At 66.9% G+C, this 21604-nt stretch carries 19 protein-coding genes and 2 tRNA genes; 14 read left to right on the forward strand and 7 right to left on the reverse strand.

Annotated elements, in window-relative coordinates; translation table 11 throughout:
• Positions 1-117: 117 nt before the first annotated feature.
• From I1A62_RS42710 to I1A62_RS42730, 5 genes are all read left to right on the forward strand, one after another.
• Positions 118-2061 (forward strand): acetolactate synthase large subunit, encoded by a 1944-nt coding sequence (locus I1A62_RS42710; protein ID WP_087556578.1) that lies wholly within the window; start codon positions 118-120, stop codon positions 2059-2061.
• Positions 2058-2561 carry an acetolactate synthase small subunit gene (gene ilvN / locus I1A62_RS42715; RefSeq protein WP_015890233.1) on the forward strand — a complete coding sequence of 168 codons (504 nt, stop codon included), beginning with the start codon at positions 2058-2060 and terminating at the stop codon, positions 2559-2561. Before I1A62_RS42710 ends, ilvN begins: the two co-directional genes overlap by 4 nt.
• A gap of 49 nt (positions 2562-2610) precedes the next feature.
• Positions 2611-3612, forward strand: coding sequence for a ketol-acid reductoisomerase (gene ilvC, locus I1A62_RS42720; protein WP_179220164.1), 1002 nt, complete (start codon positions 2611-2613; stop codon positions 3610-3612).
• A 223-nt stretch (positions 3613-3835) separates the two neighbouring features.
• Positions 3836-5431, forward strand: a complete 1596-nt coding sequence (serA, locus tag I1A62_RS42725; protein WP_124392747.1) for a phosphoglycerate dehydrogenase — start codon at positions 3836-3838, stop codon at positions 5429-5431.
• A 68-nt stretch (positions 5432-5499) separates the two neighbouring features.
• Positions 5500-6510 (forward strand): 3-isopropylmalate dehydrogenase, encoded by a 1011-nt coding sequence (locus tag I1A62_RS42730; RefSeq protein WP_087556574.1) that lies wholly within the window; start codon positions 5500-5502, stop codon positions 6508-6510.
• Here I1A62_RS42730 and I1A62_RS42735 read toward each other — a convergent pair.
• On the reverse strand, positions 6507-7751 hold the full coding sequence (locus I1A62_RS42735; RefSeq protein ID WP_124392749.1) for an MFS transporter: 1245 nt from the start codon (positions 7749-7751) through the stop codon (positions 6507-6509). The genes I1A62_RS42730 and I1A62_RS42735 overlap by 4 nt on opposite strands.
• Positions 7752-7866: 115 nt before the next feature.
• Here I1A62_RS42735 and I1A62_RS42740 point away from each other — a divergent pair, with 115 nt between their 5' ends.
• From I1A62_RS42740 to I1A62_RS42755, 4 genes are all read left to right on the forward strand, one after another.
• Positions 7867-8640, forward strand: coding sequence for a fumarylacetoacetate hydrolase family protein (locus I1A62_RS42740; protein WP_206005293.1), 774 nt, complete (start codon positions 7867-7869; stop codon positions 8638-8640).
• Positions 8641-8713: 73 nt separating this feature from the next.
• Positions 8714-10189 (forward strand): glutamate--tRNA ligase, encoded by a 1476-nt coding sequence (gene gltX, locus I1A62_RS42745; RefSeq protein WP_219458092.1) that lies wholly within the window; start codon positions 8714-8716, stop codon positions 10187-10189.
• Positions 10190-10330: 141 nt separating this feature from the next.
• Positions 10331-10402, forward strand: a tRNA-Gln gene (locus I1A62_RS42750).
• Positions 10403-10478: 76 nt separating this feature from the next.
• Positions 10479-10551, forward strand: a tRNA-Glu gene (locus I1A62_RS42755).
• 60 nt (positions 10552-10611) lie between these two features.
• On the opposite strand, the gene I1A62_RS42760 is transcribed toward I1A62_RS42755, so the two are convergent.
• The 3 genes from I1A62_RS42760 to I1A62_RS42770 form a co-directional block, all read right to left on the reverse strand.
• Complete coding sequence (locus I1A62_RS42760) at positions 10612-10779, reverse strand: DUF5302 domain-containing protein (protein ID WP_150136595.1); 168 nt, start codon at positions 10777-10779, stop codon at positions 10612-10614.
• Positions 10780-10865: 86 nt separating this feature from the next.
• On the reverse strand, positions 10866-11384 hold the full coding sequence (locus tag I1A62_RS42765; RefSeq protein WP_219458093.1) for a pyridoxamine 5'-phosphate oxidase family protein: 519 nt from the start codon (positions 11382-11384) through the stop codon (positions 10866-10868).
• A gap of 38 nt (positions 11385-11422) precedes the next feature.
• Positions 11423-12124, reverse strand: a complete 702-nt coding sequence (locus I1A62_RS42770; RefSeq protein ID WP_015890242.1) for an IclR family transcriptional regulator — start codon at positions 12122-12124, stop codon at positions 11423-11425.
• 137 nt (positions 12125-12261) lie between these two features.
• On the opposite strand from I1A62_RS42770, the gene leuC reads away from it, so the two are divergent.
• From leuC to I1A62_RS42785, 3 genes are all read left to right on the forward strand, one after another.
• A complete protein-coding gene (leuC, locus tag I1A62_RS42775) occupies positions 12262-13683 on the forward strand; it encodes a 3-isopropylmalate dehydratase large subunit (RefSeq protein ID WP_124392752.1) in 1422 nt (473 codons plus the stop codon).
• Positions 13684-13710: 27 nt separating this feature from the next.
• Complete coding sequence (gene leuD, locus I1A62_RS42780) at positions 13711-14319, forward strand: 3-isopropylmalate dehydratase small subunit (RefSeq protein WP_087556567.1); 609 nt, start codon at positions 13711-13713, stop codon at positions 14317-14319.
• Positions 14320-14477: 158 nt separating this feature from the next.
• Positions 14478-15173 carry an HU family DNA-binding protein gene (locus I1A62_RS42785; protein ID WP_124392753.1) on the forward strand — a complete coding sequence of 232 codons (696 nt, stop codon included), beginning with the start codon at positions 14478-14480 and terminating at the stop codon, positions 15171-15173.
• A 102-nt stretch (positions 15174-15275) separates the two neighbouring features.
• Here the strand turns inward: I1A62_RS42785 and I1A62_RS42790 are convergent, their stop codons facing one another.
• The 3 genes from I1A62_RS42790 to cofC form a co-directional block, all read right to left on the reverse strand.
• Positions 15276-16211, reverse strand: coding sequence for an NUDIX hydrolase (locus tag I1A62_RS42790; protein WP_124392754.1), 936 nt, complete (start codon positions 16209-16211; stop codon positions 15276-15278).
• Between the two features lie 35 nt (positions 16212-16246).
• A complete protein-coding gene (locus I1A62_RS42795; RefSeq protein WP_124392755.1) occupies positions 16247-18451 on the reverse strand; it encodes an RNA degradosome polyphosphate kinase in 2205 nt (734 codons plus the stop codon).
• 67 nt (positions 18452-18518) lie between these two features.
• Positions 18519-19220 (reverse strand): 2-phospho-L-lactate guanylyltransferase, encoded by a 702-nt coding sequence (gene cofC, locus I1A62_RS42800; RefSeq protein WP_307720178.1) that lies wholly within the window; start codon positions 19218-19220, stop codon positions 18519-18521.
• Positions 19221-19391: 171 nt separating this feature from the next.
• Here cofC and I1A62_RS42805 point away from each other — a divergent pair, with 171 nt between their 5' ends.
• Positions 19392-20390 (forward strand): NAD(P)H-dependent glycerol-3-phosphate dehydrogenase, encoded by a 999-nt coding sequence (locus I1A62_RS42805; RefSeq protein WP_124392757.1) that lies wholly within the window; start codon positions 19392-19394, stop codon positions 20388-20390.
• 5 nt (positions 20391-20395) lie between these two features.
• A complete protein-coding gene (locus I1A62_RS42810) occupies positions 20396-21520 on the forward strand; it encodes a cystathionine gamma-lyase (protein ID WP_124392758.1) in 1125 nt (374 codons plus the stop codon).
• Positions 21521-21604: the final 84 nt, after the last annotated feature.

Genomic DNA, 21604 nt, shown 5'->3' on the forward strand with positions numbered 1-21604 from the left:
GCGCGTCGTCGCCTGAGTCGATTTCTTCAACTCGCCAGATAACGACGCGCCACCCTCGTACAGCATCAGCTGACGGGGGTTTTTTGTTGCCCGGAGCCAGAATCAGAGGATTTCCCAGTGAGCGCACCAACCGCACGGCCTCAACCCACGCCGCGCAAGTCGGGGGCAGCAAGCCCGACGACCGCGGCCGCCGCGACGCAGACCGGTAGCCGCCGCCAACTCGCCCCCGAGCGGGTCAGCGGCGCCCAGTCCGTGGTCCGAGCCCTCGAGGAGCTCGAGGTCGACACGGTATTCGGCATTCCGGGTGGTGCCGTTCTCCCTGTCTACGACCCGCTCTTCGACTCGAAGAAGGTCCGGCACGTGCTCGTCCGTCACGAGCAGGGTGCAGGTCACGCCGCCACCGGGTACGCGCAGGCGACCGGCAAGGTCGGCGTCTGCATGGCAACGTCCGGTCCCGGTGCGACCAACCTCGTGACGCCGCTCGCCGACGCGCAGATGGACTCCGTTCCGGTCGTGGCCATCACCGGTCAGGTCGGCCGCGGGCTCATCGGCACCGATGCGTTCCAGGAAGCCGACATCTCGGGCATCACTATGCCCATCACGAAGCACAACTTCCTCATCACCGACGGCGTCGACATCCCCCGGATCATCGCGGAGGCGTTCTACCTCGCCTCCAGCGGTCGTCCCGGAGCGGTGCTCGTCGACATCCCGAAGGACGTCCTCCAGGCGCAGACCACGTTCTCGTGGCCGCCGGAGATGCGGCTGCCCGGATACCGTCCCGTCACGAAGCCGCACGGCAAGCAGGTCCGCGAGGCCGCTCGCCTCATCGCCGACGCGAAGCACCCGGTGCTGTACGTCGGTGGCGGCGTCATCAAGTCGGAATCGTCCCCGGAACTGCTCGAACTGGCCGAGCTCACCGGCATTCCGGTGGTCACCACCCTCATGGCGCGCGGCGCGTTCCCGGACAGCCACACGCTGAACTGCGGCATGCCCGGCATGCACGGCACCGTCGCGGCGGTGGCGGCATTGCAGCGCAGCGACCTGCTGATCACGCTCGGCGCGCGGTTCGACGACCGCGTCACCGGTCAGCTCGACTCGTTCGCCCCCGACGCCAAGGTCATCCACGCCGACATCGATCCGGCGGAGATCGGCAAGAACCGGTACGCGGACGTCCCGATCGTGGGCGACTGCAAAGAGGTCATCGTCGAGCTGATCGAGGCGATCAAGGCCGACCTGGCCACCGGAACCACGCTGGACCTCACCGAGTGGTGGGCGTACCTCGACGGAATCCGTCGCACGTATCCGCTCAGCTACGACCGTCCCTCGGACGGCGCGCTGTCCCCGGAATACGTGATCCAGGCGGTCGGCAAGCTCGCCGGTCCCGACGCGATCTACTGCGCCGGCGTCGGCCAGCATCAGATGTGGGCCGCGCAGTTCGTCAACTACGAGAAGCCGCGCACCTGGCTGAACTCCGGTGGTCTCGGCACGATGGGCTACGCGGTGCCTGCCGCGATGGGCGCCAAGATGGGCATGCCCGACACCGAGGTGTGGGCCATCGACGGTGACGGCTGCTTCCAGATGACCAATCAGGAACTCGCCACCTGCGCGCTCGAGGGCATCCCGATCAAGGTTGCGCTCATCAACAACGGCAACCTCGGCATGGTGCGCCAGTGGCAGACGCTGTTCTACGACCAGCGCTACTCCAACACCAACCTCGGCACGCACGGCGCCATCCGCATCCCCGACTTCGTGAAGCTCGCGGAGGCGTTGGGCTGCCACGGCATTCGCGTCGAGCGCGAAGAGGACGTCGAGGCGGCGATTCGTGAGGCACAGGCCATCAACGACAAGCCGGTGGTGATCGACTTCATCGTCGGCGCCGACGCCCAGGTGTGGCCGATGGTCGCGGCGGGCACGAGCAACGACGAGATCATGGCGGCACGGGGCATCCGTCCGCTGTTCGACGACGACGAGGCGGCCGCCGAGCCGGCCGTCATTCACGAGGCCATGGAGCGCGAGCAGCGTTCGGGCACGGCCGCAGCGGCCGGGGAGGAAGATCAGTGAGCACCAGCCACACCCTCAGTGTTCTCGTCGAGGACAAGCCGGGCGTGCTGGCCAGGGTGGCCGCGCTGTTCTCCCGTCGTGGGTTCAACATCGAGTCGCTCGCCGTCGGTGGCACCGAGCTTCCCGAGATCTCACGCATGACCATCGTCGTGACCGTCGACGAGTTCCCGCTCGAACAGGTGACGAAGCAGCTGAACAAGCTCGTCAACGTCATCAAGATCGTCGAGCAGGACGGTGAGGCCTCCGTCGCCCGCGAGCTGGTGCTCATCAAGGTGCGAGCCGACGCCAGCGTGCGCACGCAGGTGATCGAGACGGTGAATCTGTTCCGCGCCAAGGTGATCGACGTCTCCCCGGAGTCGGTCACGATCGAGGCGACTGGAACGCGATCCAAGCTGGATGCGCTGCTGCGGATGCTCGATCCGTACGGCATCCGGGAGATCGTGCAGTCCGGGGTCGTGGCCGTGGGACGGGGGCCTAAGTCCATCACGGCCACGCGCTAGTACTTTAGATACGCAAATCCAAGAAAGAGGTTGAACTGTGGCAGTCGAGATGTTCTACGACGACGATGCCGATCTGTCGATCATTCAGGGCCGTAAGGTCGCTGTGATCGGTTACGGAAGCCAGGGCCACGCGCACTCGCTGAGCCTGCGCGACTCGGGCGTCGATGTGCGTATCGGCCTCAAGGAAGGCTCGAAGTCCCGCGCGAAGGCCGAGGAGCAAGGCCTGACCGTCGGTACCCCCGCCGAGGTCTCCGAGTGGGCCGACGTGATCATGGTGCTCGCACCCGACACCGCGCAGGCGTCGATCTTCACCAATGACATCGAGCCGAACCTGAAGGACGGCGACGCGCTGTTCTTCGGACACGGCCTCAACATCCACTTCAAGCTGATCAAGGCTCCGGAGTTCGTCACCGTCGGCATGGTCGCCCCCAAGGGCCCCGGCCACCTGGTGCGTCGTCAGTTCGTCGACGGCAAGGGTGTTCCCGCGCTCATCGCGATCGACCAGGACCCGAAGGGTGAGGGCCAGGCCCTCGCGCTGTCCTACGCCAAGGCCATCGGCGGCGCCCGCGCCGGCGTCATCAAGACCACGTTCAAGGAAGAGACCGAGACGGACCTCTTCGGCGAGCAGGCCGTGCTCTGCGGTGGCACCGAGGAACTGGTCAAGACCGGTTTCGAGGTCATGGTCGAGGCCGGTTACGCGCCCGAGATGGCGTACTTCGAGGTGCTGCACGAGCTCAAGCTCATCGTCGACCTCATGTACGAGGGTGGCATCGCGCGCATGAACTACTCGGTGTCCGACACCGCGGAGTTCGGTGGCTACCTGTCCGGTCCGCGCGTCATCGACGCCGGCACCAAGGAGCGCATGAAGGCGATCCTCGCCGACATCCAGTCGGGTGAGTTCACCCGCCGCCTCGTCGCGAACGTCGAGAACGGCAACACCGAGCTCGAGGGCCTGCGGAAGGCCAACGCCGAGCACCCGATCGAGGTCACCGGCAAGAAGCTGCGCGACCTGATGAGCTGGGTCGACCGGCCGATCACCGAAACCGCCTAGGTTTCACTGCTTTACAGTTCCACCACAGCACCGGCCCATGTCGCGTCGGCCTCGTCGGAGGCCTCCGCAGCGACATCGGGCCGGTGTTGTTTCGTGCCCGGTTCCGTTGTTGCAGGCGTCCACTATGTGGTATCGCAGACCGGGATGTGGTTTCCCGGTGAGGGCGGACTAAGCTGTGTGTGGTCAAAACACCCCCACACCCACCTACTCAGGGAGTTTGCACGTGAGCCAGCCAGGCCGTCCTGTAGTTCTGATCGCCGACAAGCTCGCGCCGTCCACCGTCGAGGCATTGGGCGACGGTGTGGAGGTGCGATGGGTCGACGGACCTGATCGCCCGGCGCTGCTCGCGGCGGTGCCCGAGGCCGACGCGATCCTCGTCCGTTCCGCCACCACCGTGGACGCCGAGGTCCTGGCGGCCGGTACCAAGCTCAAGATCGTCGCCCGCGCCGGCGTCGGCCTCGACAACGTCGACGTGCCCGCCGCCACCGAGCGCGGTGTCATGGTCGTCAACGCCCCGACGTCGAACATCCACACGGCCGCCGAGCACGCCGTCGCGCTGATGCTCGCCACCGCCCGCCAGATCCCCGCCGCCGACGCCACCCTGCGTGACCGCGAGTGGAAGCGCAGCAAGTTCAACGGCGTCGAAATCTTCGGCAAGACGGTCGGCGTCGTCGGCCTCGGCCGCATCGGACAGCTGTTCGCGCAGCGCCTCGCCGCATTCGAGACCCACGTCATCGCGTACGACCCCTACGTGTCGGCCGCCCGCGCCGCGCAGCTCGGCATCGAACTCGTCACCCTCGACGAACTGCTGAAGCGCGCCGACCTCATCTCCGTGCACCTTCCCAAGACGCCCGAGACCAAGGGGCTGCTCGGCACGGAGAACCTGGCGAAGACGAAGAAGGGCGTCGTCATCGTCAACGCCGCCCGCGGCGGCCTGATCGACGAGGCCGCGCTGGCCGAGGCCATCAAGTCGGGTCACGTGCGCGCCGCGGGCCTCGACGTGTTCGAGACCGAACCGTGCACCGACAGCCCGCTGTTCGACCTGCCCGAGGTCGTCGTGACGCCGCACCTCGGCGCGTCGACGAGCGAGGCTCAGGACCGCGCGGGCACGGACGTCGCGAAGTCCGTACTGCTCGCTCTCGCAGGCGATTTCGTTCCGGATGCCGTCAACGTGTCCGGTGGCGCCGTGGGCGAGGAAGTTGCCCCGTGGCTCGAGATCGTCCGCAAGCAGGGTGTGCTTCTCGGCGCTCTGTCGGGCGAACTGCCCGTCAGCCTGTCCGTCGACGTGCGCGGCGAGCTCGCCTCCGAGGACGTCGAGGTGCTCGCGCTCTCGGCTCTGCGCGGCGTGTTCTCCGCTGTCATCGAGGACGCGGTCACGTTCGTCAACGCCCCCGCTCTCGCGGAGGAGCGTGGCGTCACGGCGGAGGTCACCAAGGCCGCCGAAAGCCCCAACCACCGCAGCGTCGTGGACCTGCGGGGCGTGTTCGGCGACGGCAGCGTCATCAACGTCTCGGGCACGCTGACCGGTCCGCAGCAGGTCGAGAAGATCGTCAACATCAACGGCCGCAACTTCGAACTGCGCGCCGAGGGTCTCAACCTGGTGGTCAACTACACCGATCAGCCCGGCGCACTGGGCAAGATCGGCACGCAGCTCGGCAACGCCGGCATCGACATCCAGGCCGCGCAGCTCAGCCAGGACGCCGAGGGCGAGGGTGCGACCATCCTCCTCCGCGTCGACCAGGAGGTGCCGAGCGAGGTGCGGGACGCGATCTCCACCGCCGTCGGCGCCACCAAGATCGAGCTCGTCAACCTGGCCTAATCCCCACTGTGCGCGTGCCACGACTCCGTCGTGGGCACGCGCACAGCTCTCTCTGAAGTGAGGCGTTCATGAAGCTTGCGGTCATTCCGGGTGACGGCATCGGTGTCGAGGTCACGGCCGAGGCGCTGAAGGTGCTGCGGAAACTCGTCCCCGATCTCGAGACCACCGAGTACGACCTCGGTGCCCGTCGCTACAACGCGACGGGGGAGTTGCTCCCGGACGCCGATCTCGCGGCGATCCGCGAGCACGACGCGATCCTGCTGGGCGCCATCGGCGACCCGTCGGTCACGCCGGGCGTGCTCGAGCGTGGACTGCTGCTGAACATGCGGTTCGCGTTGGATCATCACGTGAATCTGCGTCCGTCGCAGCTCTATCCGGGGACGAAGTCGCCGCTCGCGGCTCAGCCGGATATCGATTTCGTGGTGGTGCGCGAGGGCACCGAGGGCCCGTACACCGGTAACGGTGGCGCGATCCGGGTCGGCACCCCGCACGAGATCGCGACCGAGGTGTCGATCAACACGTGGTTCGGCGCCGAGAGAGTGGTGCGCTACGCGTTCGCGCTCGCGCAGACCCGGCGCAAGCACGTCACCCTGATCCACAAGACGAACGTCCTCTCCAACGCCGGTGCGATCTGGACGCGCGCGGTGGAGACGGTGTCGGCCGAATATCCGGACGTGGAGACGGCGTACTGCCACATCGACGCGGCCACCATCTACATGGTCACCGACCCGTCGCGCTTCGACGTGATCGTCACGGACAACCTGTTCGGCGACATCATCACCGACCTCGCGGGTGCGGTCACGGGCGGTATCGGCCTGGCGGCGTCGGGGAACATCGACGCCTCGGGGACGAACCCGTCGATGTTCGAACCGGTGCACGGCAGCGCCCCGGACATCGCGGGCCAGGGGATCGCGGATCCCACGGCGGCCATCCTGTCCGCGGCGCTGCTGCTGCGTCACCTCGGCCGGGACGGCGACGCCGCGCGCATCGAAGCCGCGGTCGAGGCCGATCTGGCGTCCCGGGGCGACTCGAAGGTCGTCACGTCGGAGGTCGGCGACCGGATCGCCGCGGCCCTCTAGGGCCGAGCGTCGACCCTGTCTCCCTCGATCCCCGTGGACCGGTCTTCGGACCGGGCCACGGGGATCAGTGGTATCGAGGCGGCAGGAAATCCAGCGGCTATGGCGAAAGTCACCGGGAATCCGACGATTCCGATCAGTGCGCCGAACACCGGGGGAACGATGGAGGCCGCGACGAACTGCCCGGTGTTCTGGACACCGAGGGCGCGCCCACCCCAGAACGGGCCCGCGATCTCGGCGACGGCGGTGAAGGCCAGCCCGTTCGGTGCCACCGTCGCGACGGACGCCGCGAGCAGCACCACGATCGCGAGCGGCGAATCCATCGCGTCCGTCACGGCGAGTGCCGCCATCGACAGTCCACCGGCGGCCGCGACCCAGCGAAGCGGACGCATCCGGCTGCCCACCACGTCGGACCAGAAACCGACGCCCATCCGGCCGAACGCTCCGAGGATCTGGGCGAGGGTCACGATCAGGCCGGCCGCCGTTGCTTCCCAGTGCCTTTCGGAGATCAGCCACACGAGCGCGTACGTCCACACCGTGTACTGGGGCACGACGAGCAGCACGGAGACGGCGTGGATCCGCCACAGTGTGCCGCTGCTGCGGTACGGATTCGTGAGCATGCCGAGATCCGCCGCGTCGCTGCGACTCGGCCGGGGCGGATCGACCACCCAGAGTCCACAGGCCAGCGCGGCAGCGGCGCACAGGACGGCGGGCAGCGCGAGCGCCCATCCGATGCCGTGGTCGTGTGCGATCGAGGGGAGCGTCAGCGCAGCGCAGGCGATGCCGAGCGGCAGTGACATCTGCCGGATGCCCATCGCCAGGCCGCGGCGCTCGGGCGGGAACCAGCCGACGACGACGCGTCCGCTCGCGGCATTCGCCGACGCCGCCGCCATGCCGCCGAGCAGCAGGAAGACCGCGGTGGCCGTGAGCGATCCGGAGAGGGCCGCGCCCACTCCGGCAGCTGCGGTGATCGCCATGCCTGCGGCCAGCACCCTCCGTTCGCCGTAACGGTCGGCCAGTGCGCCCCACGCGATCAGCGTCACCATGACCCCGAGGGTGGGTGCGGCGACGACGAGTCCGGTGCGGGCGAGGCTGAGCCCGTGATTCTCCTGGAGTTCGGGGATCAGGAAGGCGACGCCGTTGACGAAGACCGCCTGTGCGGCCTGGGCGAACATCCCGAGGGCGAGCATCCACCATCTGCGAGCAGTTCCGACGGCGGACGCGGTGTCGATCGATGCTGTCATGTCATCTCAATATCTAGGATTTGATTCTCATATATTGGCGAACGTTCGGAGTCTATACCTCGCGTCGCCCGGCGTCCCGGCACGGCGGTGACGCCGGGCCGATAGACTCGGCGCCATGCGTCTTGGTCGAGTGGCAAGTCCCGATGGTGTTGCGTTCGTCAGTATCGAAGGGGACGGGGAGTCCCGGGTCGCGAAAGAGATCGCCGAGCATCCGTTCGGCAACCCCACTTTCACCGGCCGGAGCTGGCCGCTCGCCGACGTGCGACTGCTGGCCCCGATCCTCGCCAGCAAGGTCGTCGCCATCGGAAAGAACTACGCCGCCCACGCCGCCGAGATGGGCGGAGAGGCGCCCGCCGATCCTGTGATCTTCCTCAAACCGAACACCTCGATCGTGGGCCCCGACGCCGCGATCGTCCTGCCGAAGTCCTCCAACGAAGTTCATTACGAGGGGGAGCTCGCGGTCGTCATCGGGCGCCCCTGCAAGGACGTGCCCGCGGCCAAGGCCCTCGACGTGGTGCTCGGCTACACGGCGGCCAACGACGTGTCGGCGCGAGACCACCAGCGCCACGACGGCCAGTGGGCGAGGGCGAAGGGCCACGACACGTTCTGCCCGCTGGGCCCGTGGATCGAGACCCAGCTCGACGCGTCCGACGTCGACATCACCACCGAGGTCGACGGTGTCGTGAAGCAGCGGAGTAACACTTCGCTTCTGCTGCACGACATTCCGAAGATCATCGAATGGGTGTCGGCCGTGATGACGCTGCTCCCCGGCGACGTCATCCTCACGGGCACCCCGGAAGGCGTCGGTCCGATCGTCGACGGACAGAGCGTCAGCGTGACCATCGGCGGCATCGGCACCCTCACCAACCCGGTGACCGCCAAGCGCTGACGGCTCTCGTGTCGACATCGGGAGCGGACTAGCCTGTAGGAGTCCGTTTTCCCAGCGTCGACCCAAGTGAGCCATGACCACAAGCGAAGTTCGCGTCCGTTTCTGCCCGTCGCCCACCGGAACCCCGCACGTGGGGCTCGTCCGAACCGCCCTGTTCAACTGGGCGTTCGCCCGACACAACGGCGGGTCGTTCGTGTTCCGCATCGAGGACACCGATGCTGCCCGTGACAGTGAGGAGTCGTACCAGGCGATCCTGGACGCGCTGCGCTGGCTCGGGCTGAACTGGGACGAGGGCCCGGAGGTCGGGGGACCGTACGAGCCGTACCGCCAGTCCCAGCGACGCGACCTGCACTTGGACGTCGTCGCGAAACTGCTCGCAGCGGGCGAGGCGTACGAGTCGTTCTCGACGCCCGAGGAGGTCGAGGAGCGGCACAAGGCGGCCGGCCGCGACCCCAAGCTCGGCTACGACAACTTCGATCGTGACCTGACGCCGGAGCAGCGGCAGGCGTTCCTCGACGAGGGCCGCAAGCCCGTGGTCCGGCTCCGGATGCCCGACCACGACCTGATGTGGGACGACCTCGTGCGCGGCGAGACGACGTTCAAGGCCGGCACCGTGCCCGACTTCGCGCTGACCCGCGGCAACGGGATCCCGCTGTACACGTTGGTCAACCCCGTCGACGACGCATTGATGAAGATCACACACGTGCTGCGCGGAGAAGACCTGTTGTCGTCGACGCCACGGCAGCTCGCCCTCTACGAGGCGATGCAGCGGATCGGCGTGGCCGATTTCACGCCGCAGTTCGGGCATCTGCCGTTCGTGATGGGGCAGGGCAACAAGAAGCTGTCCAAGCGCGATCCCGAGTCGAACCTCTTCATCCATCGCGACCGTGGTTTCGTCCCCGAGGGATTGTTGAATTACCTGGCGCTGCTGGGCTGGGGTATTTCCGACGACCACGACGTGTTCTCGCTGGACGAGATGGTCGCCGCCTTCGATATCTCCAAGGTCAATTCCAATCCGGCCCGGTTCGATCAGAAAAAGGCCGACGCGATCAACGCCGAGCACATCCGGCTGCTCGAGCCCGCCGATTTCGCCGCGCGCCTGCGTGCGTTCCTCACTCTCCACGGCCACCTCGGCGAGACGGTGGACGAGTCCGTCTTCGCGACCGCTGCCGACCTGGTCCAGACGCGCATCGTGGTGCTGTCCGACGCGTGGGATCTGCTGAAGTTCCTGTTCGTCGAGGAGGCCGACTTCGCGATCGATCCGGCCGCCGCGGCGAAGAACCTGGGGGCCGACTCGGCGCCGGTTCTCGACGCCGCCCTCGCATCGCTGGACGCAGTCGGTGCGTGGGACGCAGCCTCGCTGGAGGAGGCCCTCAAGACCGCTCTCGTGGACGAACTGGGCCTCAAGCCACGTAAGGCGTTCGCGCCGGTGCGGGTGGCCGTCACGGGCTCGCACATCAGCCCGCCGCTCTACGAATCGATGGAACTGCTCGGACGCGACGTGTCGCTGTCCCGGCTGCGTTCCGCGCGGGCCGGCATCGCCGGTTAAACCGCCGCCTCGGGCCGAAAAGGGTGCAAAAACAGCCTCTGACCATACGATTTGGTAAATCCCGGGAGTAGGCTGGTAATCTCTTCTTCGGCCCGAGGCGGGCCGCAGAGCGCAGAAGCTCAGCGGTTCGAGAACGGCCATTGGGGTATGGTGTAATTGGCAACACAGCGGTTTCTGGTACCGCCATTCTAGGTTCGAGTCCTGGTACCCCAGCGGAAGTTCGGCCGATTTTGACTCCGAACTTCTGGAAGCTATGCTTGCTGAGCTTCCAAAGCAAGACAAAGTTCCTGGCCCCGTCGTCTAGCGGCCTAGGACGCCGCCCTCTCAAGGCGGTAGCGCGGGTTCGAATCCCGTCGGGGCTACAAAAAGAAACACCCTCCGAGTAATCGGAGGGTGTTTCTTTATATATAGGGATGATGCGTTTATCCGGTCTTGCGGCGGAATTCGCGTTTGTGGTCGGCAGGCCCGTGCGCATGGTGCACCTTGGAATCCGCGTCCTTGTGATCGGCGGACAGCCCGGCCTGATGATTCTTCCGCTCCAGTGCTTCGCGGAATTTCTTTTTCGTGTCCTCGTTATCGGCGTCAGTCACGGTGAACTCCCTCGGGTAGTCGGTTCACTCTGTGAAGCTACGCCGAGGGCACCGAGAATGCTCCTGTTTTTCCGCCCTGCCCGATATCAGTCGCGGCGGTCGGCCGTCTCCACGTATGCGGCCGTGGTTCCGCCCACCGGCATCGCGGGAAGGCCGAGCTTGGCGTGGTCCCAGCTCCTGATGCGCTCGGGAACGATCCGCACGACCACCCGCTTGTGCAGCAGCTGATCGATGGCGGGACGCAGATCGTCGGTGTAGGGCCCTGTGTAGCGTTCCCACACGCTGACGCCGACGGCGAACATCGCGTCCGGATCCACCACGATCTCCGCCCGGCCCTCGATCGAAATTCCACGCAGGGTGTCGTACGTCTGGCCGTCCTCGATCAGCACGGTGACCCGGTCGTCGCGGCGCAGGTTGACCGCCTTCTGCGATTTGGATTTCGTCTCGAACCAGATCTCGCCGTCGATCACGGCGTACCACATGGCGACCAGATGGGCCCTGCCGTCGGCTGCCACCGTTGCCAGCGTGGCGATCCGGCTCCGGTCCACGAATTCGGTGATCTCCGAATCCGTCATCGTGATCTGCGATCGCTGGTTCTTCCCCATCGGCTTCTCCTGTCGCGGTGAGTATCGGTCGTGAGTGGTCAGAGTCTCTTGTGCAACGCCTCCGCGGCGGCGAGGAGGTCGGCAGCCCACCGGGCGCCGGGGCGTCTGCCCATCCTGTCGATGGGGCCGGACACCGAAATCGCCGCGATGACAGCGCCCGCGGAGTCCCGCACGGGTGCGGCGACACTGGCGACGCCGGGTTCACGCTCGGCGGCGCTCTGCGCCCATCCGCGGCGGCGGACCTCGAGCAGCACGCGCTCGCCGAACGCCGCGTCGGGGAGAACCGTGCGCTGGGTCTGCGGGTCGGCCCAGGCGAGGAGGACCTTGGCGCCCGAACCGGCGCTCATCGGCAGGCGTGCTCCCACGAGAACGGTGTCGCGGAGGCCGGTGGGCGGCTCCATCGCCGCCACGCAGATGCGTTGCGTACCTTCCCTGCGGTACAGCTGCACGCTCTCGCCGGTGATCTCGCGCAGTCGCGGAAGGACGAGAGCCGCCGCCGAGACGAGCGGATCGTTAGCCGTTGCAGCGAGTTCGGCGAGGCCGGGACCGGGGCACCACAGCCCGTCGGAATCACGCGTCAGGAGGCGGTGGACCTCGAGCCCGACGGCCAGCCGATGGGCGGTGGCGCGGGGGAGTCCGGTGCGCGAGCACAGTTCGGTGAGGCTGCAGGGCTTCTCGGCCACGGCATGAAGCACGCCCACCGCTTTGTCAAGGACCCCGATGCCGCTATGCTGTCTCATAGGTCGATACCACTTTCTCGCATATTGGGATCATAGCGCACCTTCGTCTCACGTCGAGTGCGTGTCCGGGAAGACAGTAACGACAACAAGCGCACGGCGGACCAGCCCGAAGCCCGCGGTGCGAGAGACACACAGAGGTGGAGAAGATGGCCGACAAAGCACGCACCCTGGCAGAGAAGGTGTGGGACGACCACGTCGTGGTCCGGGGCGAGGGAGACAACCCCGACCTCATCTACATCGATCTGCATCTCGTTCACGAAGTGACGAGTCCGCAGGCATTCGACGGACTTCGGCTGGCGGGGCGCCCGCTCCGGAGGCCCGACCTGACGATCGCCACCGAGGACCACAACGTCCCCACCGTCGACATCGACAAGCCGATCGCCGACCCCGTCTCCAAGACTCAGGTGGACACGCTCCGGCGCAACTGTGAGGAATTCGGCGTCCGGCTGCACCCGATGGGAAACATCGACCAGGGCATCGTTCACGTCGTCGGCCCGCAACTCGGTCTCACCCAGCCCGGTATGACCGTGGTGTGCGGCGACAGCCACACGTCCACCCACGGCGCCTTCGGTGCGATCGCGATGGGTATCGGCACCAGTGAGGTCGAACACGTCATGGCGACGCAGACGTTGTCTCTGCGTCCGTTCCGGACGATGGCGATCACCGTCGACGGCGAATTGCCCGAAGGCGTGACGAGCAAAGATCTCATTCTGGCCGTCATCGCGAAGATCGGAACCGGCGGAGGCCAGGGCTACGTCCTGGAGTACCGCGGCGAAGCGATCCGGAAGATGTCGATGGAAGCGCGGATGACCATCTGCAACATGTCCATCGAGGCCGGTGCGCGGGCAGGCATGATCGCCCCAGACGAAATCACCTACGAGTTCATCAAGGGACGCCCCCACGCGCCGCAGGGCGCCGACTGGGACGCCGCGGTGGCGGCCTGGGAGCAGTTGAAGACCGACGAGGGTGCGGTTTTCGACAACGAGATCCACATCGACGCGAGCACGCTGACGCCGTTCGTGACCTGGGGTACCAACCCGGGCCAGGGTCTGCCGCTCGGCGAGACCGTGCCGGATCCCGAGCAGATCGTGGACGAGAGCGAACGTCACGCCGCGGAGAAGGCGTTGACCTACATGGGTCTCGAAGCCGGAACTCCGTTGCGTGACGTGGCGATCGACACAGTTTTCGTGGGTTCGTGCACCAACGGCCGGATCGAGGATCTGCGGGCCGTGGCCGACGTGTTGCGCGGGCGGCACGTCGCCGACGGGGTCCGGATGCTGATCGTGCCGGGTTCGATGCGGGTCCGCGCCCAGGCCGAAAAGGAGGGTCTCGGCGAGATCTTCACCGCCGCCGGCGCCGAATGGCGGCAGGCGGGCTGCTCCATGTGCCTCGGCATGAACCCGGATCAGCTCGCGCCCGGCGAGCGTTCGGCCTCCACGTCCAACCGCAATTTCGAAGGCCGTCAAGGCAAGGGCGGGCGGACTCACCTGGTTTCGCCGCTGGTCGCCGCCGCGACCGCAGTCCGGGGAACCCTGTCCGCGCCGACAGATCTGGCCTAGGACCCAAGGAATTTAGGAGATTTTTCGATGGAATCCTTTAGCACACACAAAGGTATCGGCGTTCCGCTGCGGCGATCCAACGTGGACACGGACCAGATCATCCCGGCGGTCTACCTGAAACGAGTGACCCGCACCGGTTTCGAGGACGGTCTGTTCGCCGCGTGGCGGAACGATCCGGACTTCGTCCTCAACGTCGCCCCGTACGACAAGGGCAGCGTTCTGGTCGCGGGACCGGACTTCGGCACCGGCTCCTCCCGGGAGCACGCCGTGTGGGCGCTATCCGACTTCGGATTTCGGGTCGTGATTGCGTCCCGGTTCGCGGACATCTTCCGGGGCAACGCCGGCAAGGCCGGTCTGCTGGCCGCTCAGGTGTCCCAGTCGGACGTCGAACTGCTCTGGAAGTTGCTCGACGAACAGCCCGGTCTCGAATTGATCGTCGACCTCGAGAACAAGACCGTGACCGCCGGAACCACCGTGGTGCCCTTTGCGATTGATGACTACACACGGTGGCGTCTGCTCGAGGGTCTCGACGACATCGGATTGACATTACGGCAGGTAGAAGCCATTTCCGAGTTCGAAAAGGCAAGGCCTTCTTGGAAACCTGTGACTCTTCCGGAGCCCACTTCGGCCGACTGAAAGTTGGAATCGGAGCCTTGTCTCCGAGATAATAAGTTCCTGAGAATGGTGCCGCGTTGTTTGAGAATTGGCGTGGCACATAGACTCCTGCGGTATTCAGGTTTACCGTAGTTCGTAGTCGGTCCGATGATGGACCATTAGTTCGCGGAGGAATTTCAATGAATAAGGCAGAGCTCATCGATGTTCTGACCGAGAAACTGGGCACGGACAGGCGCACGGCAACGGAAGCTGTCGAGCATGTCGTGGACACGATCGTCCGGGCAGTGCACCGCGGCGACAGCGTGACCATCACCGGTTTCGGCGTCTTCGAGCAGCGGCGTCGTGCAGCACGTGTCGCACGTAACCCGCGCACGGGTGAGACCGTCAAGGTCAAGCCGACGTCGGTGCCGGCGTTCCGTCCGGGCGCTCAGTTCAAGGCGGTTATCGCTGGCGGCCAGAAGCTTCCGGCCACCGGTCCGGCAGTCAAGCGCGGCGCAGCGGCGCCCGCCACCAAGGCCGCCGCCAAGAAGGCTGCTGCCAAGAAGACGGCAGCGAAGAAGACCGCCGCCAAGAAGGCTCCGGCCAAGACGGCGGCAGCGAAGAAGACCGTCGCGAAGAAGGTCGCTCCCGCCAAGACGGCGGCAGCGAAGAAGACCGTCGCGAAGAAGGTCGCTCCCGCCAAGACGGTGGCTGCGAAGAAGACTGCGGCCAAGAAGGCTCCGGCCAAGACCGCGGCAGCGAAGAAGACCGTCGCGAAGAAGGTCGCTCCCGCCAAGACGGTGGCCGCGAAGAAGACTGCGGCCAAGAAGGCTCCGGCCAAGACGGCTGCAAAGAAGACCGCAGCGAAGAAGGCTCCCGCGAAGCGCGCCAAGTAAGACAGCGCACACGGGTCTTCCCGAACACAGACAGGCGCCGACCCTGGGGGTTGGCGCCTGTCTGTGTCGTCGTCGTTCCCGGATGAAATCCGGCCGGCGGCCTCAGTCCTTCCGCGTGGGAGGCAGCGGGCTGTCGATGTGGTCGGCGGCGATGAGTTTGCCCCCGGACAGGGAGAGCACCCAGGTGCTCGCCTTCCTGTTCCGTGCCGGGGGTAGTGCGACGCCGTCGATGTCCGCCCACCAGTCGAGCAGATCGGGAATGACGCCGCCCTGACTGCAGATCACCTGAACCCCGCCGAGCGCGGCGATCTTGCGGACGCGGGTACGGGTGGCTGCCGGGTCGGCGGCGTAACTCTCCTCGGACAGGAGCGGATCCAACCGGACGGTCGTGTCCAGGGCGCGAGCCAGCGGGTCGACCGTCTGCGTGCACCGCGTCCGATCGGCCGACGTGATGTCGGTGGCCCCGAACGCCTCGAGCTGGGCTACGAGCGCGTCGGCCTGCAGTACGCCGTTCGCGTCCAGGGGCCGGGTCGCGTCGTCGCCCTTGTACCGTTTCCGGCTTCCCGCCTTGGCATGCCGCACCAGCAGCACGGTCGCGGTGTCGGGGGGTTGAGCCGTGAACCGGCGGAGCATCTTGCGATCCATGGGATAGGACAGCTGATCGGCCACCTCAGGTACCGGAAGCCACCGCATCACGTCCACTTCGCTGTTGGCGACGAATTCGCCGGCGCGGGCCTCGGCCGCCCAGTATTCGACTCGTTTCAACCGGCGGTGCCCCGGAATCGGATAGGTCAACGCGCCGAGATGCCTGCCGAGGCGCCCGCGAATACCCGTCTCTTCTTCCACCTCGCGCAGTGCTGCCACCACAGCGGTTTCACCGGGGTCGAGTTTTCCCTTGGGAAACGACCAGTCCTCATATTTGGGCCGGTGAATCACCGCGATCTCGATCTCGTCGGGATTCTCGGGAGACTTTCGCCACAGCACTGCTCCCGCCGCGAAGATATTGGCTTTGACCGGTTTGCCGGGTGTGCTGCTCACCGAGTTCCTTCCCTACTGCCGCGGTTGCGCCGCGATCAGGATCCGGTGCCCATTCGTTTACGCATCATGGCCTCCTGGTGGTCGCGTACCTCCTCGCCGTGTGCCGGCGACGGAACCCACCGGCCGTCGGGCCCGAGCACCCAGCACCGCGTGACGGGATCGAGCGCCGAGTCGACGATGTCGCCGATCTGAGCGGTGAGGCGAGGATCCTTCACCTGCGCCATGACCTCGACGCGCCGGTCGAGGTTGCGGTGCATCATGTCTGCGCTGCCGATCCAGAATTCGTCGGCGCCGCGGAAGTGGAAGACTCGCGAGTGCTCGAGGAAACGGCCGAGGATCGACCGGACGTGGATGTTCTCGCTCAGTCCGGGAACTCCGGGCTTGAGGGCGCAGATGCCACGCACGACGATCTCGACGGGCACACCGGCCTTGGATGCGCGATAGAGCGAGTCGATCACCTGTTCGTCCACCAAGGCGTTGGCCTTCAGGAGGATTCCGGCGTCTTCGCCCCGCAACTTGTGCGCTATCTCACCGTCGATCCGCTCGATGATGCCCCGGCGCACACCGTACGGCGCGACGAGGAGGTTGCGATACTGCGTCTTCCGCGAGTAGCCGGTGAGCGAATTGAACAGGTCCGTGAGGTCGGCGCCGATCTCCGGCGCCGCGGTGAGCAGACCGATGTCTTCGTACAGGCGGGCCGTCTTCGGGTTGTAGTTGCCCGTGCCGATGTGGCAGTAACGCCTGATGGTGGACCCTTCGCGGCGGACGACGAGGCACGTCTTGCAGTGGGTCTTGAGCCCGACCAGTCCGTACACCACGTGCACACCCGCGTGTTCGAGCTTGCGGGCCCACTTGATGTTCGCCTGCTCGTCGAACCGCGCCTTGATCTCGACCAGTGCCACAACCTGTTTGCCCGCCTCGGCGGCGGTGATCAAGGCGTCGACGATGGGGGAGTCGCCGGACGTGCGGTAGAGCGTCTGCTTGATCGCCAGGACCTGAGGGTCGGCCGCGGCCTGCTCGATGAAGCGCTGCACGCTCGTGGAGAACGAGTCGTACGGGTGGTGGACCAGGACGTCGCCGTCGCGGAGGGTCGAGAAGACGCTCTTCGGTGTTTCCCGCTCGCCGAACGCCGGATGCGTTGCCGGCACGAACGGAGCGTCCTTGAGCGCGGGCCGGTCGACCGCGTACACCTGCCAGAGGCACGACAGATCCAGCAGTCCGGGCACCTGGATGACGTCGCCGGGATCGACGTCGAGTTCGCGCAGGAGAAGGTCGAGCATGTGCTCGGTCATGTCGTCCGCGACCTCGAGTCGCACCGGGGAACCGAAGCGACGGCGCGCCAATTCACGCTCGAGGGCCTGCAGAAGATCCTCGTCGCGGTCTTCCTCGACCTCGAAATCGGCGTTGCGCGTGATGCGGAAGGCATGGTGCTCCACGATCTCCATGCCCGGGAACAGCATGTCGAGGTGAGCGGAGATCAGATCTTCCAGGGGCAGGAACGCGTCGATGGAGGACGGTGTCTCGTCGCGGCGGACGCGGACGAACCGTCCCACGTTGTCCGGAACCTTGACCCTCGCAAAGTGTTCGCCACCGGTGAGCGCATCCTTCACCGTCACGGCGAGGTTGAGACTCAGGCCGCTGATGTACGGGAACGGGTGGGCATGGTCGACGGCGAGCGGGGTGAGCACCGGGAAGATCTGGTCCTGGAAATGCACCGACAGTCGCTCGCGATCGTCGTCGGTGAGTTCGTCCCATCCGATGATGGAGATCCCTTCGGCGGCAAGCGCAGGACGAACGGAGTCGAGGAACACCCGCGCGGCCTTCTCCGAGATCTCCTGGGTGCGGGTCGCGATCAGTGAGAGTTGCTCGCGAGGGGAGAGGCCGTCGGCGGATCGCACGGACAGGCCGGTCTCGTCGCGGCGCTTGAGTCCCGCGACCCGGACCATGAAGAATTCGTCCAGATTGGACGCGAAGATGGCGAGGAACTTGGCGCGCTCGAGCAGCGGCAGCGACGTGTCCTCGGCGAGGGCGAGCACCCGGGCGTTGAAATCGAGCCAGCTGAGTTCACGGTTGAGGTAACGATCTTCGGGGAGCCCGTCCGTCAGCGCGCTCGTGAGGGCACTCGTCGCAGCTGGGGGAGCCATCGGAACGTTCGTGGGGTTGGCCGTCACGATCCCGTCGCGGGTTCCGTTCTTTCCGTCGACGTCGGTCGGGTGATCGAGTGCTTCTCGGTTGCTCACCCCACGATCATCCCTCGAGAATTCGGCCGCGGACAATCGATGGGGCAAATTCACAGGCGTGCGCGGGCTATTCGTTTCCGCAGCGCGAGGGTGCGGTGTGCTCGAGCGCGTCGAGGGCGGCACGCGTCGCAGGTCCGACGCCGAGAGCCTGCGCGGCATCGAGGTCGTCGGCGGTGTCGACGTCGGTCCGCAGCCCCGGCCAGTGGCCGTCGAGAGGACGGGCCCCGGAGTCGAGATGCCGCTTCGCCGATCCCGGTCCGAACCGGGGATCGAGGGGAATCGCCGGGTCGCAGGAGAACAGTGCGGCCGTTCCGGTGCCGTGATGGTCGACGACCACCGACCTGCCGCCGGTTCTCGCCGCGGCGAGTGCTTCGCCGAATTCGCCGCCGCGCAGTGACGGAAGGTCGGCCTGCAGTGCGACGACGTCGACTCCACTCTCGTTGCGGCGGACGTGCTCGGCCGCGGCGGCCAGTGCCGCGTTGAGACCGTGCTCGGTGCCGCTCTCCTCCGGACGACTTTCGGCGGCGACGGGGGCTGGGTCGGCGTAGACGTGCGCGCCGACGCTGCGTGCGAGCCGGGCCACCGCGGGATCCGGCGTGACCACGGTGACACCGACGACCGTCGCGACGTCGCTGACGACGGCCAGGGTGTCGCGCAGCATCGACAGCACCAGTCCGGTGCGGTCGTCCGTGTCGAAGACGCCCGACAGTCGCGTCTTGGCCGCGTGGAGTTCCTTCACCGCGACGAGTACGTGCGCGCGCGGCGCCACGGATCGGGTCGCTGTGCTCATGCGGATATCTTGCCAGCCCGCGCCGGGTGGTGCGCCGGACGCCCGGGTCGGGGCTGAGCAGCGAACGAGTTCGGTAGCGGGGCGGCGCCCGACCTCGGCATCGGCAATACTGTGGGCGACGCATCGGGTAACGAACGACGAGGGGGCTGTGTGAGCAAGGCTGCGGTACTGGGAGCGGGTTCATGGGGGACTGCATTTGCGAAGGTCCTGGCCGACGCCGGGACCGATGTCACCATGTGGGCGCGACGCGCCGAGGTCGCCGAATCGATCGTGACGCGGCACGAGAACGCGGACTATCTGCCGGGCATCGCCCTGCCTCCGTCGTTGACCGCCACCGACGATGCGCGGGCCGCGCTCGACGGCGCGGACATCGTCGTCCTCGCGGTGCCGTCGCAGTCCCTGCGCGACAACCTGCAGGTCTGGAGTCCGATGATCCCCGCGAACGCGACGATGCTGAGCCTCGCCAAGGGCATCGAAACCGGCACCCTGATGCGGATGAGTCAGGTGATCATTCAGGTCACCGGCGCGGATCCGGGACGCGTCGCCGTGCTGTCCGGGCCCAATCTGGCCCGGGAGATCGCGATCGGTCAGCCGGCGGCGACGGTCGTCGCGTGCACGGATTCGACGCGGGCGCTGGAACTGCAGAAGGCCTCGGCCACCGGATACTTCAGGCCGTACACGAATTCGGATGTCATCGGGTGCGAGATCGGCGGCGCCTGCAAGAACGTCATCGCCCTCGCCTGCGGTATGGCATCGGGAATCGGATTGGGCGAGAACACGATTGCGAGCATCATCACTCGCGGTCTCGCCGAGATCATCCGGCTCGGAGTTGCGCTCGGTGCGAAACCAGCCACCCTCGCGGGTCTCGCCGGGGTGGGCGATCTGGTCGCCACGTGCACGTCGCCCCTGTCCCGGAATCGGTCGTTCGGGGAACGTCTCGGTCAGGGTGGATCGATCGAGAGCGCCCAGGCGGCCACCCACGGTCAGGTCGCCGAGGGCGTCAAATCGTGCTCGTCGGTGCGGGCTCTGGCCTCCAGCTACGACGTCGAGATGCCGCTGACCGACGCCGTGCACCGGGTGTGCCACGAGGGGCTCGCGGTGCAGGACGCGATCGGTCAGCTGCTCGGCCGCCGCACGAAGCCGGAGTGAGACACGTGAGTGGAGATTCGACCCGCTGCGTCAAAGCCGTTGCAGCAGATAAAGTTCCCGGTTCTCCGATGCAGAGGGGTCCGGTCTTCGCGGCGCCGTACCAGCTGAGCTCGGACGAGGGGAGCGAATCCGACACCTATGCGCGCGCCTCCAACCCGGGCTGGCGTGACCTCGAATCGGCACTGGCGACGCTCGAGGGCGCAGCGGGCGCGCTCGTCGTGGGCTCCGGGATGTCGGCGATCACCGTCGTGCTGCGGAGTCTGCTCACCGCAGGCGACACGGTTGTCGTGCCGTCCGACGGCTACTACCAGGTGCGCGCGTACGCGCGGGAGCGTCTGGAGCCGATGGGCATCACCGTGCACGAACTGCGGACCGTCGACATGGCCGGCGAGGCGGCCGACGCACTGCTGGCCTCCGCCGAGGGGACGACGGTCGTGGTGGCCGAGACGCCGGCCAACCCGTCCCTGGACGTGGTGGATCTGCGGATCGTGTCCGAGCAGTGCGCGAACGCGGGCGCGGTTCTCGTGGTGGACAACACGACAGCCACCCCGCTCGGCCAGCAACCGCTCGAGCTGGGCGCAGACGTGGTAGTCGCCAGCGGCACAAAGACTTTGAGCGGGCACAGTGATCTTCTCATGGGGTATATCGCCGCGTCGGACGCCGACTTCCTGGCCGGCATGGAACGCGAGAGGGCGCTGTCGGGCACGGTGCTGGGCCCGTTCGAGACGTGGCTCGCCCACCGCAGCCTCGGAACGGCGGGGCTGCGATTCGAGCGGCAATGCGCCAACGCCCTGGCGCTCGCGGACCTGCTGGAGACGCACCCGGCGGCCCACCGCGTCCGGTACCCGGGGCTGCCCGGTGATCCCGCGCATGCCGTCGCCGCCGGGCAGATGAGCCGGTTCGGCGGGCTGGTGACGTTCGAGGTGGACTCCGCCGAACAGTTCCACCGGCTCGTGGCCGGCAGCGACCTCCTCGTACCGGCGACGAGTTTCGGCGGTATCCACACGACCGCCGACCGCCGGGCCCGATGGGGTGACCCCGTGCCCGACGGGTTCGTGCGGCTCTCGTGTGGAATCGAGGACACCGACGACCTCGTCGCCGATCTCGAGAGTGCATTGTCCGCATTGTGACGTGCGTGCCGCCCGTCGTGTCCTGAGGTCGGCGGAGGAAACGTGAGGAGAGGTGGGTGCGGTGAGTGGGTCACGGCGACGGTA

The sequence above is a fragment of the Rhodococcus sp. USK10 genome, assembly GCF_019378875.1.
GTDB lineage: Bacteria > Actinomycetota > Actinomycetes > Mycobacteriales > Mycobacteriaceae > Rhodococcus_F > Rhodococcus_F pseudokoreensis.